The sequence below is a fragment of the Desulfonatronovibrio magnus genome (genome assembly GCF_000934755.1).
Taxonomy (GTDB): domain Bacteria; phylum Desulfobacterota; class Desulfovibrionia; order Desulfovibrionales; family Desulfonatronovibrionaceae; genus Desulfonatronovibrio; species Desulfonatronovibrio magnus.
On the sequence record NZ_KN882175.1, the window covers coordinates 546743 to 561346 of the forward strand.

The window sequence follows — 14604 nt, forward strand, 5'->3', positions numbered from 1 at the left end:
CATATTGCTAATAAATTCAAATACTTACAAATTTCAGTATATTTGCTCTTGTTCCCAGGCTGGAGCCTGGGAACACCTATTTTTTTGTGGCTCCAGCCACATTTTGAAGAAGCGGCTGGAGCCGCAAGAGTAAGATGTCCCCAGGCTGGAGCCTGGGAACGAGAGGTGTAAGTTACTCGCAGGTTAGGTCCCGGTCCGCCCGGGTGAGGAGCTTACAAGTAAATTAAAATGTCCCAATTTTCAAATATGGGACTGTTCTTCAATGTGGAGGCGGCTTCCAGCCGCCTGGGCTTTAATAGCCTGCAGGATGCAGGCTCCACGTTTGAAGACAGTTACTCACAGGTTCGGTCCCGGGTCGCCCTGGCAAAACGTCTACAAAGTTATCTCTTCTAAGCTCTTTCTAGGTCTCGGGGCTGGATCTTCTGCAGGATACCCAACAGCAAGTAGTGCCACAACAGCCACATCAGGTGACAAATCATACCTGTCCTTAATCGCCTGCTCCTCGTACATCCCCACCCAGCATGTTCCAAGTCCGAGCTCCACAGCCTGAAGCATCATCTGTGTAATGGCTATGGAGCAGTTGGAAGCTGCTGCCGCACGCAACACCTCCTGACTGGCATTTCCGGCCTTGTTAACATACTCTTCAATACCTGCCTGCATCTTTGGCGGCAAAACACCGCTATCTTTCAAGAATCTGAAACTCGCTCTGGCATCATCAATGTACTTACTCAAATCAGCGCAACAGATAATAACTGCATTTGCTCCACCAATCCAGCGCTGCCCCTTGGTGACTTCATCAGCCATCCAGGCAATGTCATCTTTATCCTGGACCACCTTGAACCTCCAGGGCTGGGCGTTTAAGCCTGATGGAGCCAGTCTTGCTGCTTCCAGAAGCTGAGTGATCTGCCCCTGCTTGATTTCTGCATCCTTAAATTTCCGGATGCTTCTTCTTGCCTGAATAGCCTCAGTTACATTCATAATTTCCTCCTTAAATTCTTTACATGACATCACTCACAACCCATTTATCAGCCTGATTAGTTATCAGCAAAAGGGTTGATAAGAATTATCTTTTCAACTTGAGAGTTAAAAGCTCTTCACCCGGGCGGACCAGGACCGAACGTATGAGTAACTTTACGAGTCTGTCACTTTTCTGGAAATTGGGACAGTCCCCGCGAGGTACTATAAAAAAGATTGATGCTGCATTGGTTTCTGGAAGAAATTTGCTTTGATGAAAAAATCTACACAGCGAGGGACAGTCCCCCTCCGGGCTGTAAGCCTCCGGGCAGGAAGCTGTGCCAGGCGCAAAGTTTCCATCTTTGACGGAACTTTTCTGGCAAATGTGCATCAATCATAAGCAAAAATCGTAAAAATGTGATAGCTGTAACTGTCTGAATTTATTAGTAAAACAATTATAGCTACTTGTAAGCTCCTCACCAGGGGGACCGGGACCGAACCTGTAAGTAACTAAAAAATCAGCCTTAACACGTTAGAGATTGCCGCGCTCGAAGACTCGCTCGCAATGACAGCTGAGCTGTCAGGGATGTAGTTGCTGAAAACCTGTCACCCACGAGGGAGCCTAAGCGACCGAAGCAATCTGTATGGCAAAATCATAATACTTTGAATTTATTACATATACGATTGTAGTTACTTAGAAGTTATCAGTTTATTGTTACTATTTGAAGAAAAAAACATTATGATTTCAAATGGTTAGTCTTTGGAAACGTCTGGATATCTAAAGCTTGTAAAATGGCAATAAATCCAAGGGGTTGCACAAGAACTTTTGACTGTCCAGTTTTCAAGTTAAAATCGTTTAAGCAGACTTTCCCCAGGTTCGGAAACCAGCCCCTTCCATAAATTAAAGCACATAAACAAAAGGACAAATGTAAAGGGCAAAGCCGCAGTGATGGCCATCTTCTGCAATGCAGCCAAGCCTCCTGACACAAGCAGTATGGCAGCCACAGAAGACTGAGTCACCCCCCAGATCATTTTTTTAGACAGTGATGGGTTAGGTGACCCATCACTGGTCATGATGCCAAGGACAAAGGTAGCTGAGTCTGCTGATGTAACAAAAAAGACAATCAAAAGCAGAATTGCCACATTGGATAAAATTGCCGCTCCAGGGTAGTAATCAAATACAGCAAATAAGGCAGTTGACACATCTTTTTGCGCTGCCAGTCCTATTTCAGCACCCTGTTCAAGCTCTAAAAATAATGATGATCCCCCAAAAACACTGAACCATACAAAAGTCATCAAGGTTGGCACAAGTAATGCCCCGCTGATAAACTCCCTGATAGTCCTTCCCTTGGAAATCCTTGCCACAAAAATCCCAACAAAAGGTGACCAGGCAATCCACCAGGCCCAGTAAAACAGAGTCCAATTCTTGTACCAGTCATGCCCCAGGAACGGATTAACCGACAGGCTCATTTCAAGAAAATTGCCCATATATCCGCCCATTGTATCTGTAAATACATTGAAAATATATGAAGTCGGCCCAAAAATGAGCATAAAGACAAGAAGCATAGAAGCCAGAAAAATATTGGATTTACTCAAAGTCTGAATCCCTTTGTCCAGTCCCACGGCAGCAGAAACCATAAACAGGCAGGTCGTGATGAAAATAATGATAAGAGTGGCCGTGTTGCTTGAAGGCAATCCATAAAGGTGCTCCAGACCACTGTTGATCTGCATGGCACCCAGCCCGAGAGATGTGGCAATACCGAAAATAGTGGCAAAAACCGCAAGAGTATCAATCAGATATCCCCAGGGGCCGTAAATCCGATTGCCCAGCATGGGGTAAAAGCAGGAACTTATCAAGGGCGGCATTCCTCTGCGAAAAGAAAAATAGGCAATGCTCAGGCTCATAACAATATAAATTGCCCAGGGGTGGAGACCCCAGTGAAAAAAACTGTAACGCATGGCAAAAGTTGCTGCCTGTCCGCTCTGACTTTCCAGGTATTCAGGTGGATCCATAAAATGACTTAACGGCTCCGCCACTCCCCAGAATATCAGACCAATGCCCATACCAGCGGCAAAGAGCATGCTGAACCACCCGAAGTAAGTATACTCCGGTTTCTCGTGGTCCTTTCCCAGTTTGATTTCACCATACTTGCTCAGGGCCAGGACAATACAAAAAACGAGGAAAAAGAAGCCGGACAACATGTACGCCCATCCAAAGTGGGCTATAATGGCACCATGGAGCGCAGTGGAAAATGTGTCCAACCCTTGAGGGTCATAGATGCCTGCAAAGACAAATAAACCCACAATTATCAATGATGTGGTAAAAACTTTATTTTCAAACAAAAGCTCCTCCCTGTATGCTGTTTACTGCTATGCTGCCTGTCAATTTGCAGCAAGCATAGCCTCAAGCTCAAGTCTGAGATGCTTTGCTGCCGGGGCAGTCTGCTCAAAAATTTCTTTAGAACGATGAAAGTGCAGTAACCTGATATCTCTAACTTCAGGTTTAATGTAAAGATCCGGCTTGAGCCATTTCATTTTCTGAGCAGTAATGGCCTGTTGCATTATTTCAAAAGTATTGAACAAAGAATCTGTAAAGTCTATCTCATTGGAGTCATTGTCTGATTTTTCCCCGGATACGTCAATTGCTACTGTATAATCGCATTTCCCTTCAAGCAGATCATATGGGAGAGGATTAACAGTGCCTCCGTCTACAAGGAGACGTCCATCCCTTGGAACCGGAGCAAACAGCCCTGGAACAGCCATGCTGGCTTTAACGGCTGAAATCAGATCCCCTGAGCTCATAACAACCTGGTCTTTCTTCCAGTAATCAGCTGCCACAACATACAACGGAATATCAAGTTCCTCAAAACTGGAAACCTTGATTTTCTCTTTCATAAAGTTAAGAAATCCCTGACTGTCTACAAGACCTCCAGCATCCAGGTCCAGCCTGAGTATGTCCATAAGCTGCAAACCGGAATCGCCCTTTACCAGAGATCTGAAAACATCAAAATTATCACCGGAAAATTCCTGTACAATCTCCCGGATCTCTTTGCCTGAAAGGCCTGAAGCATACAAAGCGCCCATAATAGCTCCGATGCTTGAGCCTGCTATGGCACAGGGTCGTATTTCAAGCTCATCAAAGACTTCCAGAACTGGAATATGAGCCAGCCCGGTAGCTCCTCCTGAGCCTAAGGCCAAACCAATGGAAACAGCATTCTCCTGACCTGCAAAAGACCAGGAGCCTTTCAAAGGATTAACCGCCATCCAGACAGCTGTCATGCCCGCTGCAGTTAAAAAATTTCTTCGTGACAGCTTACTTGATTCATATCGCATTCTTTGCCTTATTCCTTGATGAATATTCGTTTTTTGTAATAGCAACTTACCTTTTTTAAGCCTGTAGAAAAAAACAAAAAAGTTTTCTAACCTTGAAATTGCAACAAAGCCCAATATCCTTATTCTTCAGCCTTAAGTCTTCCACCTTAAGCCATAAGTCTTCAGCCTGAAAAAAATACAGTAATCACCCCAACATAACGTTCCTTGTTTAAATTGGGTTTTGAGCAGAGGCCGCATCAGTCAGGATTTTTTTGAAAGGTAAGTGAACCTGGACAGTAGTCTGTCCTGGAATAGAACTGTCAAGCGTCAGTAAACCATTGTGGGCTTGGGCAGCCAGTCTGGCAGAATATGCTCCAAGTCCGCTGCCGGTTTTTTTCCCGGCAGAAACATATTTCCGGGCGTAGCGCTCACGGATTTGCATGGGAACTTCACCTTGATTTGTAATGCTGATAATCAGCTCATCCGACTCTGAGTTAATGCTGACAACGACTTGCCCACCCCGGGGCGAAGCTTCCACAGCATTATTAACAAGATTCAACAGCATGGAATAAACAAGAGACTCCGCACCATGAAAGACAATGGGCCTGGCTTGGTCAACAGACATGCCGTCAACCTGGATGCTAACCGTTACCATATATTGCCTGGCAAGGATGGACACATCTTCTTCAATTTGACGAAGCAAAGAAAGCATGTCAATTTTTTCTGCCTGAAATACATACCTTCCCTGTTCGATTTGCAAAATTTCAAGACGTTGGTTAAGCATATCCCGGAGACGCAACCCTGCAGACTTGATACGCTCCAAAGGCTGCAGGGCTTCTTTGCGGTCTTGTATGAACTGAGATATCTTCTCCGGCAGGTGGATAATGGGAACCAGAGGACGTTTGAGGTCATGGGCCAGCAGATGTTCCACCTCTTCACGAAACCTCAAGTTACGCTCAATCTCGTCTTTTTGTTCCAGGATCTGCCTGTTCAATGCATCACTGATCAGCAGCAGCATGGACAAAGATACCAGAACAATGACTCCAATGGTACTCAAGGCAAACCCTGTGTGAAATACTCCGTGCCACCAGTTCTGTTCAGGAGTAACTGCGATATGTAAAAAAAAGCGCAGCCAGAAGATTGTTCCATTAAAGATAAAAAGCCAGCCAGTAAGCCGGATTGATCGACTCAGGGGAACAGAACTCAGCAGGCTCAGTGCAATCCCATAATTCATTATGGAGTAGACAATATTGGTCACTATTATGCGGACAAAAATAGAGTCATGGATAGCACAAAACCAGAATAGTCCTCCCATATGAAACAGCAAAAGCACGACAATAAGCATGAGTTGTGACCTGCTGAACCCTGGACGACCAAGATAAGTCAGGAAGCCTCTCCAGAATAGTATGTAATCGAGAAATATTAATAGATGTGCCACCTGTATGGACAGGATATCTGGGATGACCCCACGCATGGCGAGCAAAAAAAGACCCACTGTAAGCAATATATACCCGCAAACCCACCATCCGGGTCCTTTTACGGGAAAACTAAGTCTGTAGACCACACAAAAGAATATAGCGGCAATGAATACGATAAAAGCTTGAGCAAAAAGTAATGTTTTTATTTCCATATTAAACTATTCAAAATATTTGTCTATGCTTGAGCAACAGACATCTATTTGCACATAGGGAGGCGTTCTAAATGCCCGGCAAACTGGACGAAATTTACGTCAAAACCTTAATTGTTGATGACGACCCTGAACATGCTGAAGTATTCTGTGATTTAATTTCAGACTTGAAGTTGACCATTTCCATAGCCAACAGCGGCCAAGAAGCCCTGAGCTTATTACAGAAACAAAAATTTCAGATAGTACTTACCGATCTGATCATGCCGGGCATGAACGGTATGGAGTTGATGCACCAGATTTTGGTTCACCATCCAGCCATGATTGTAATCATGATAACGGGTTCAGGTGACTTGCAGGGAGCAGTAAGGGCCATGCAGCTCGGTGCTTTTTCATATTTCAGCAAGACCGGGGAGCCAGAAGATTTACGTAAAGAAATCCGCAAGGCCATGGAAATCATTAATTTGCGGAAACAAGTGGCACAACATGTTCCCGCAAAACTTGCTTTGCCATTGTCAGACCATAATAACTCAACAGCGCCACCAGTCTCCCTGAAACAAGCCAGACGCATGGCTGAAGCAGTTCACATCAGAAATGTATTGATACAGGTTAGCGGCAACAAAACACAGGCTGCCAGCATTCTGGGTATTACCTACCGACAGCTTTTAAACAGGCTCAAGGATCTGGAGCTTTAATTAGATCCCAAATCAATCCTGCCCCTTCAGCATTTTAGATCTTGTCTGCATACTACCTCGGCAGAGTAAATGCTCTGGTCTCTTACCCTGCCTGTCTCGGTTAACTTTGAAATCTTAGTTTATCCGCGTTGCAGAGGCATGGTAAGGCAGTGCGGACCACCGTGTCCTGCCCATAATTCCCGAGCTTCAAAGGTTTGAACTTCAATTCCATCCTGTTCCAGAGCAGCCCTGGTCAGGGGTGTTCCATTGTAAGCGATAACCTTGCCTGGAGCTGTAGCCACAACATTGGCTGCCTGCCTGCGCAACTCACCAAGTGTCCTGCCAAGGAAGAATGCAAAACTATCAGCACTGTCATCCGGCTCCCGGCCTCCTACATAGGTGACCTTATAGCCTTTGGAACGAATATAATCCACAAGCTTCATTTCGCCTGTATCTTCTTTTTTGCCTGACCCAGCTCTGTATATGGATATTTTTCCAAAGTTTTTCAGAAATTCAATCCCCTGATCCGCATCTTCAGCAGATATTTGCAGGTCAGCGCGGGCACCTTTAATATATCGAGTCAAGGGATCCTGGCCAGCGTACTCCTCTTCAAGCAACCAGGGCATTGTCAGTGCATGCTTGTGGTTAACATGCGTAAAAAAGGTATCAAGATGCAGGAAAAGATACCTTAAGTTTGCCAAAGCAGCGCTTAGTCCCTGGTCTGATCCACGTGAAAGATAATCAGTCTGATGAACCTGCACAGCAACAACATCCATCCCCAGCCTTTTTGCCAGCATTGGAGCAGCCCGCGGATCAGTACGCTGACCTGTTCCTATAAACATGGTCTGTTCGTCAACAACCTGGGCGTCTCCACCTTCCAGAATTATTCCCTCGCTGACCGCGTCAAAAACTACTGGAAATTCTGAAAGCATGGGGGAGTGCAACAAGGCAAACCTCAAAACTTTGTTTTCCCGATGCCGCCTGTTGGAAAAGGCATTGCAGACCACCAAACCTTTTGGAGTCATAACTCCAGCATCCCTGGTCCATATTGATGAGCTGGTATCGTTAAAAAAGTTGCGATAAGTTCCGTCATTCCAAAGCTTGTATTGATATGTGCGGTCGCGTCCAAGCAGTGTCTCAGCCGTAACCTTGTCTGCACTGCCGGATAATCTGGGATGAGCTACGCTTAGCCATGACTGCCAGCTCCCTGATTTTCTGGCCTCTTCAATGGCGCTTTCCAGAATGACTTGAAGTTCCAGAGTTTCTGCTCCACTTTCACGGAGCAGACTAAGCAGTAAGGAGTGCTGCTGCACAGATGCCTCAATATCCTGTTCAAGATAAGGAGTCAGGGAGCTGCTTGTACGATCCACAAGGTAGTCGTCCAAAGTAGGACTGTGTACAAGAACTCGCTTGAGTATGCCTATATCGTTTTGGACAAAGGCATGGCTGGTTCCAAAAGCTGAATTAAGTGGAACAGCTATTCCGGTTAGAGTAAAAGCCGCAGACAAAGCTGCACCAGCGCTTAGTTTTAAAGCTGTTCTGCGATTCATTTTGGATTTTATGAAACTGTCCATATATATTCTCCATAAACTGGTTCATACTTGAGTGTTCAAAGTTCCCGGATCTTCATTCCTGGGCGTAAGAGATAAAGTCAATAAATTTGAATACATACCTGTCCAGAAAGACATATTGATCTGCCAAAAACGCTAATAAAAGGGTCACTCAACGTAAACCCGGAAACGATCATCAGGAGAACCTGCAAAGAAAACATAACTTCCATTAGGAACATAGACAGATCCGGTGTCCACCACGCTGTCATAAAGCATGTCTGTAAGGCTTGTCACAATAACCCGACCTTCATCAGGCTTTTGAAATCTGAGAACCAGGTCATCCTCAATCCTCAGCCATTCATTGAAACCGTCTCTGCCGATCCTGACGCTGGCAGCCAGATTTCCAAAGGGAATAGAGCTTATCTGTATACCTTTAAAATCATCTGCAAGAGAAAACAGGAAGTTTTGATGCAGAGACCATAAGCTTTCCTGATATTCGGTAAAAAGAAAACCTGATTGATCGCGAAACGCTGTTGCCGCCATGCGGGCGGAAAAGTCCCCGTCAACTTGTTTTATCCCGTTAAAATCAAGATAGCCGGGAAGCTCTGGATGCATCAGTGATCGTGCAGGAAATACGTAAACGTCATTAATGTACGCAGGCGCATTTCTGACCAGCCATACCTTATTGTGAAGGTCTTCCTTGAGTTGCCGGGGCTGTTCTGCGGGCTTAAGTTTCTGGTACATGAGACGATCAAACTCGTACGGATATTCTCCGCTTATGACTATATAATCGTTGTCCTCAACAGTTGTGAAATACACCTCCAAGTTGGCGTCAAAATTAAAAAAAGACCCGTTGTTGTAGGTGAAGGGCATTGTTGGCCCGGCAAGCCCAGGGTATGACATCCCGTCTGGCTGCGGAATAATGAGCAGGAGCTCATCATCTCTGTCAAAGCTTATCTGCACCAGGTCGCCTCCAGTGTAGTATCCCTCATAATCCAGAATATAGTCTGGAATTGGTTCTGGAAGTACCGGCTTTGTCGGGGTTTCTTCAGAAATTTTTTCCATCAGTCCCTTGTCCAGCATCAGCCCGTCCAGGACGGGGCGGGTCAGAGCTTCGACGGATGCTCTGCCTGATATGCTCAGAGCAACCACAAGCCTTTCCTGGGGTATAACCTGCAGATTGGTTGAATAGAATCCAGTACCACCGGTTTTGGCCAGTACCTGGAAGCCCTTCTCCAGATACCCCGGAAGCTCTGAATAGTCCCAGCCGAATGCATTCATCATCTGCCTCCCCCTGAGCTTGTCGGAAAAGGCAGTCGGCTGTGAGGACAAGAGCATCTCAAGGGAGCTGTCCGAGAGGATCCGGCCCGGTCCTTGCGGAGTAAGACTGTCTCCGAAACGGCAAAGATCTTCTGCGGTAGATGATAAACCTCCGGCACCATAAACAGGGAAGACCTCCCGTGGATACTTTACCCCTGTTTCCGTCGCAAAGTACTCAGCCACATTGACCCCGCCGCTTTCTCCGATACTGGCCCCGGTGTTCACCATACTCAGAGGTATGAAGATTCTTTGCGTCAAAAACTCAAGATAGCCCAGGCCGGAAACACGCTCAACAATCATCTCAGCCAGGGTGAAGCCATCGTTGCAGTAAATGGACATGACACCCGGGTCATGCTTAAGGTGGCTGAGCCCAAGAATTTGCAGCATGACTTGATGCATGCCATGGTCCGGCTCGTATCCAAAGTAAAACGAAGAACCAGGCAGGCCGGAGGAGTGGTTGAAGAGCATCCTCACGGTGATGTCCCTGTAACGCTCATCCTGCATGGTAAATTCAGGAAGATAGGTCTTGACTGGTTCGTCCAGGACTATTCTGCCTTCGTCCACCAGCATCAGGATGGCCACCGCTGCAAACATCTTGCTGGTAGAGCCGATGTTGAACCGTGTATTGGCATCCACTGGCCGGTTGGTGGCCCGGTCCGCCACGCCTATACCCTCGGAATAGACAATTTCACCATGGTCCATGATGGCAACAGTGGCGCCGCTGCCCATGCCTGAGGTAATGGCCTTCCAGATGGTCTCCCTGGCCGCTGTCACAGCGTTGGCATACTCTGATGAAGCCTCCTTGTCAGCGGCTTTGAGACCGGTTCCGGGGAGAAGGACAAAAAAAGTCAAACATAAGGCTAAAAAGGCAATACATCTTTGTCTAAGCATTGTTTATCTCCATGTAATAAAAAAAATGTTCTGTAATATTTTAGACCTTTTGATGCGGGCAGACCTTCTCCTTTACAGAATCCAGGATTAATGGCTGTGATCAAACGGTTTCCTGCTTACAGTGAATAATGTCAAAAAAATATTGACTTTCTCTTGTCCAGGCGAGTCAACCCAAGGAAACGGGCTTTTTGTTTGAGTTCCTCCACAACTGATCCAGGTACATTTTTCATAAGTTCGGGAAACTCTGCTGCATTGCCTGCAGGATGATACTGGCCCATAATATTTATATAAGTGTCAGCAGGCAGGTTCTGAGCTATAAAGTCCAGCCACATCTCTGATCCAGCCAGGTCATCCGGCATTACAAGGTGCCTTATCATCAGCCCCTTATAAGCTCTGCCCTTATCATCTATGATTAAAGAACCCATCTGCCTGTGCATTTCAAGAACAGCCTGTTTTGCTTTTTCAGGATAATCAGGTGCATGTGCATACTTATCCGCATGCCGGCTGTGGAAAAATTTGATGTCAGCAAGGTAAATATCTACAATGCCGTCAAGAAGTCTGAGGGAGCTCAGCTCGTCATAAGAGGATGTGTTGTAGACTAGGGGAATTTTTAGCCCTTTGCTGGAGGCGATGAGTATACTTTTTAAAATTGGCAGGATCACATGGGAAGGGGTGACCAGATTGATATTTTCAGCCCCACTGCTCTGCAGATCAAGAAATATTTCTGCAAGATCGCTATGTGAATATTCCTTAAAGCCTGAAGTATTGCAGCTTATGTCGAAATTCTGGCAGAAAGTACAACCCAGGTTGCAATGAGCAAAGAAAACCGTGCCTGAACCTCCCCGGCCCACAAGGGGGCTTTCTTCTCCAAAGTGCAGGTTGTACGAAGCTACCTGTGCATATCTTTCAGTGCTGCAAAAGCCTGTTTCACCATCCAGCCGGTTAACCTCACATTTCCTGGGGCAAAGGGTACAGGACAAGGAAATTTGTTCAGCCTGTGTGATTTTGTCAGCAATACGGCCGTCTTTAAGAGAGTTGATATATAATGGTACTGCTGTCATGATGAAGAGCCCTCTATCATTGAACAAATTGATTACAATGCTATCAAGATGAAAACATGCCGGAGACTGAGCTCAAGACTGCTTGATTTCGGCTTGTTCAATGGGATCAAATCCCAGTTCAGTTAAAATATAATTAAGACGCTGAACATGGACTGGCTTCACAAGATAGGCATCTGCTCCACCATCATACATGGCTTTTTTGACATTTTGCTCGTCTCCGAGGGCTGTGAGCATGATTATCCTTACCAGCTGGGAGCGTTCAACGCCCTGTGACATCTCAAAATCACGTATCTGCCTTAAGGCCTGCTGACCATCAACTCCAGGCATCATAATGTCCAGCAGAATAAGATCGTATGGCTGCTGAGAAGTCCAGGCCCTGCGAAAAGCGTCCATCGCTGCTTTTCCATCCGTGACCTCTTCACATTCTCCATATGATTTCATAAGTCTTTTTAATACCATTCTGCTGTAAAACTGATCCTCAACAATTAGTACTCTCATGTTAGTCCTCCTTGAATCCATTACCGGACCCTGAAGGTAATCCTTAACATAAAAACTGACTACTGTAGGCCGTTTCCACCTTATAGATGATTAGACGGATTTACTCCTGTAAGCAGACACTAATAAATTTAGATAAAGATAACCTCAGTGCCGATTCCTCCCTTGGTGAAAATTTCCAGAATAATGGAATTTTCCACCCTGCCATCAATAATATGCGCCTTTTCAACGCCTTCTTCAATGGCTTCAAGACAGCATTTGAGCTTGGGGATCATACCGCCTGAAGCCGCACCGGATTCAATAATTTCCACTGCCTCCCTTCTGGTCAGAGAGGAAAATTTCTGACCTTCAGCAGACTTGACCCCATCAACATCGGTCAGCAAAATAAGTTTTCTGGCCTTAAGGGCCGAAGCTACTGCACCGGCAACAGAGTCAGCGTTGATATTATATGTTTCCCCATATCTATCCACACCTACAGGGGCTATGATGGGGATAAATCCCTGATTTTGAACTGCCACAATAAGCCTGTTGTCAATATCAATGACCTCACCCACTTTGCCAAGATCAATAATTTCGGGAGGAGCATTTTTTTTGTCAATAATCATTTCCAGCTTGCGGGCCATAATGGTCTGTCCATCTTTGCCTGAAAGACCAACAGCCCTGCCCCCATTGAGATTGATTAAATTGACTATCTCCTTGTTGACCTTGCCCACGAGAACCATTTCCACTACATCCATGGTGGCCTCATCCGTGACCCTAAGGCCCTGGCGAAACTGACAGGCAATGTTGAGCTGTTCAAGCATGCGGCCGATCTGGGGGCCGCCTCCGTGAACTATGACCGGATTAATGCCAATATACTTAAGTAGAATCACATTAAGAGCGAAACTTTTTTTCAAGTTTTGATCAATCATGGCGTGGCCACCATACTTGATGACCACGGTCTGTCCATAAAACTCCTTGATATAAGGCATGGCTTCCAGAAGTATTCTGGCTTTGTAAGCCGCGCTTTGAGTATCTATTCCGGTCATAATCCTGCCTTTATTGTAGAAATTATGTCTCAGTTTAGCGCTTTGCATGTGGCATGGCTTCCTGCCCGGAGGCATACAGCCCGGAGGGAGACTGGCTCTTCCTGAACCCGCTTGTCCCAAAAATAAGATATTTTCAGCACAAAATGATGCTCAAGTGGGTCCAGGAGTGCCTGTCCCCTGCTTTCCTTAAAAGAGCTAAACAGATACGAAATTATAACATGCTGATTTTGCTGTCTGTATGTTTCAAATTACTTGTTAATACCTCACCCGGGGGGCATGGCCGGAACGTTTTTAAAGAATGTATCTTGAGAGATCTTTGTCAGCCTGCACATCCTTCAGCTGATCCAGAACGTAATCTTTATCAGCAGTTATCTTCTGACCTCCCATCTCCGGAGCTTTAAAGGACAGTTCCTGCAACAGCTTTTCCATAATGGTGTAAAGCCTTCTGGCTCCTATATTTTCAGTTTCATCATTAACTTTCTGGGCAAAACTGGAAAGCTCAAGCAGAGATTCATCCGTGAAATCAAGGGTGATGCCTTCTGTTTCCAACAGGGCTTTATATTGTTTTGTCAAAGCGTTTTGAGGTTCTGTAAGAATTCTGTAAAAATCTTCACTGGTCAACGCGGTCAGTTCCACCCTGAGGGGAAAGCGCCCCTGAAGCTCAGGAACCAGGTCTGAAGGCTTGGAATAATGAAAGGCTCCGGCAGCAATGAATAAAATATGATCAGTTCTGATCATGCCGTATTTGGTGTTAACCACACAACCTTCCACCACAGGCAGAAGATCTCGCTGCACGCCTTCTCGTGATACTTCAGCTCTGGAGCCTTTATCGCCGCCGCAGACCTTATCAATTTCATCAATAAAGACGATGCCGCTTTGCTCCACTCTTTCCCGGGCAATCTCGGTTACCTTGTCCATATCCACCAGCCTTTCAGATTCCTCCTGCACCAGAATCTCATAGGCATTTCTTACCTTTACTTTCTTGGTCTTGGTCTTTTTGGGAAAAACCCGGCTAAACATATCACGAAACTGCATTTCCATGTCCTCAAGCCCGGGCATAGCCATTATTTCCACATTGGCGCCTGTCTTGACATCAACTTCAACAACCCTGTCATCAAGCTTGCCGTCTCTCCAGAGTTTCCGAAGCTTTTCCCTGGTCCGGTCATGCTGTTCTTCTGCCTGAGCAGCAGGCGGGGGCACCAGGACCTCATCACCAGCCGGTTGCGCTTGTGGTTGAGACTGCTGGAAATTCTGATGAGCAGGGGCTGGTGTTTTTTTAGGAGGAAGCAGAAGATCTAACAGTCTTTCTTCAGCATTGGCCTCAGCTTTGGACTGGACCTTTTTTCTTTCCTCTTCCCTGACCATGTTAATGCCTATCTCCATGAGATCTCTTATCATGGATTCCACGTCCCGGCCCACATAGCCTACCTCTGTAAACTTTGTGGCTTCAACTTTGAAAAAAGGCGAACCAGCCAGTTTGGCCAGACGTCTGGCAATCTCGGTTTTTCCAACACCGGTTGGCCCGATCATTATAATGTTCTTAGGTGCTATTTCCTCTCTTAATTCAGGATCAAGCTGCTGCCTGCGCCATCTGTTGCGCAAGGCAATAGCCACCATGCGTTTGGCATCATCCTGCCCGATAATAAATTTATCCAACTCTGATACAATTTCCCTTGGAGTAAGTGTGGTACTCAT

Annotated in this window: 11 protein-coding genes; 1 reads left to right on the forward strand and 10 read right to left on the reverse strand. The window is 45.9% G+C overall.

Annotation, left to right across the window (positions count from 1 at the left end; translation table 11 throughout):
- Positions 1-372: 372 nt before the first annotated feature.
- From LZ23_RS14285 to LZ23_RS22785, 4 genes are all read right to left on the reverse strand, one after another.
- Positions 373-978 (reverse strand): nitroreductase family protein, encoded by a 606-nt coding sequence (locus LZ23_RS14285; RefSeq protein WP_045215118.1) that lies wholly within the window; start codon positions 976-978, stop codon positions 373-375.
- Between the two features lie 822 nt (positions 979-1800).
- Positions 1801-3297, reverse strand: coding sequence for a glycine betaine uptake BCCT transporter (locus LZ23_RS14290; RefSeq protein WP_045215120.1), 1497 nt, complete (start codon positions 3295-3297; stop codon positions 1801-1803).
- Between the two features lie 39 nt (positions 3298-3336).
- Positions 3337-4287: a patatin-like phospholipase family protein gene (locus tag LZ23_RS14295; RefSeq protein WP_052507403.1), complete on the reverse strand. Its 951-nt coding sequence runs from the start codon at positions 4285-4287 to the stop codon at positions 3337-3339.
- Positions 4288-4495: 208 nt separating this feature from the next.
- A complete protein-coding gene (locus LZ23_RS22785; RefSeq protein ID WP_084591072.1) occupies positions 4496-5896 on the reverse strand; it encodes a sensor histidine kinase in 1401 nt (466 codons plus the stop codon).
- Between the two features lie 71 nt (positions 5897-5967).
- On the opposite strand from LZ23_RS22785, the gene LZ23_RS14305 reads away from it, so the two are divergent.
- The gene (locus tag LZ23_RS14305) at positions 5968-6585 is read left to right on the forward strand and encodes a response regulator (protein ID WP_045215122.1); all 618 of its coding nucleotides are present in this window, start codon (positions 5968-5970) and stop codon (positions 6583-6585) included.
- A gap of 119 nt (positions 6586-6704) precedes the next feature.
- On the opposite strand, the gene LZ23_RS14310 is transcribed toward LZ23_RS14305, so the two are convergent.
- The 6 genes from LZ23_RS14310 to hslU all read right to left on the reverse strand — a co-directional run bounded on the left by LZ23_RS14310 (position 6705) and on the right by hslU (position 14604).
- On the reverse strand, positions 6705-8138 hold the full coding sequence (locus LZ23_RS14310) for an arginine deiminase family protein (RefSeq protein ID WP_045215123.1): 1434 nt from the start codon (positions 8136-8138) through the stop codon (positions 6705-6707).
- A 144-nt stretch (positions 8139-8282) separates the two neighbouring features.
- The gene (locus LZ23_RS14315) at positions 8283-10325 is read right to left on the reverse strand and encodes a serine hydrolase domain-containing protein (protein ID WP_045215125.1); all 2043 of its coding nucleotides are present in this window, start codon (positions 10323-10325) and stop codon (positions 8283-8285) included.
- 131 nt (positions 10326-10456) lie between these two features.
- Positions 10457-11386 carry a radical SAM protein gene (locus tag LZ23_RS14320; RefSeq protein ID WP_045215127.1) on the reverse strand — a complete coding sequence of 310 codons (930 nt, stop codon included), beginning with the start codon at positions 11384-11386 and terminating at the stop codon, positions 10457-10459.
- A gap of 72 nt (positions 11387-11458) precedes the next feature.
- Entirely contained in the window at positions 11459-11884 is a 426-nt protein-coding gene (locus LZ23_RS14325; RefSeq protein WP_045215128.1) for a response regulator, read from the reverse strand.
- 128 nt (positions 11885-12012) lie between these two features.
- Positions 12013-12909, reverse strand: coding sequence for an acetylglutamate kinase (gene argB / locus LZ23_RS14330; protein WP_435050743.1), 897 nt, complete (start codon positions 12907-12909; stop codon positions 12013-12015).
- Positions 12910-13200: 291 nt separating this feature from the next.
- A complete protein-coding gene (hslU, locus tag LZ23_RS14335; RefSeq protein WP_045215130.1) occupies positions 13201-14604 on the reverse strand; it encodes an ATP-dependent protease ATPase subunit HslU in 1404 nt (467 codons plus the stop codon).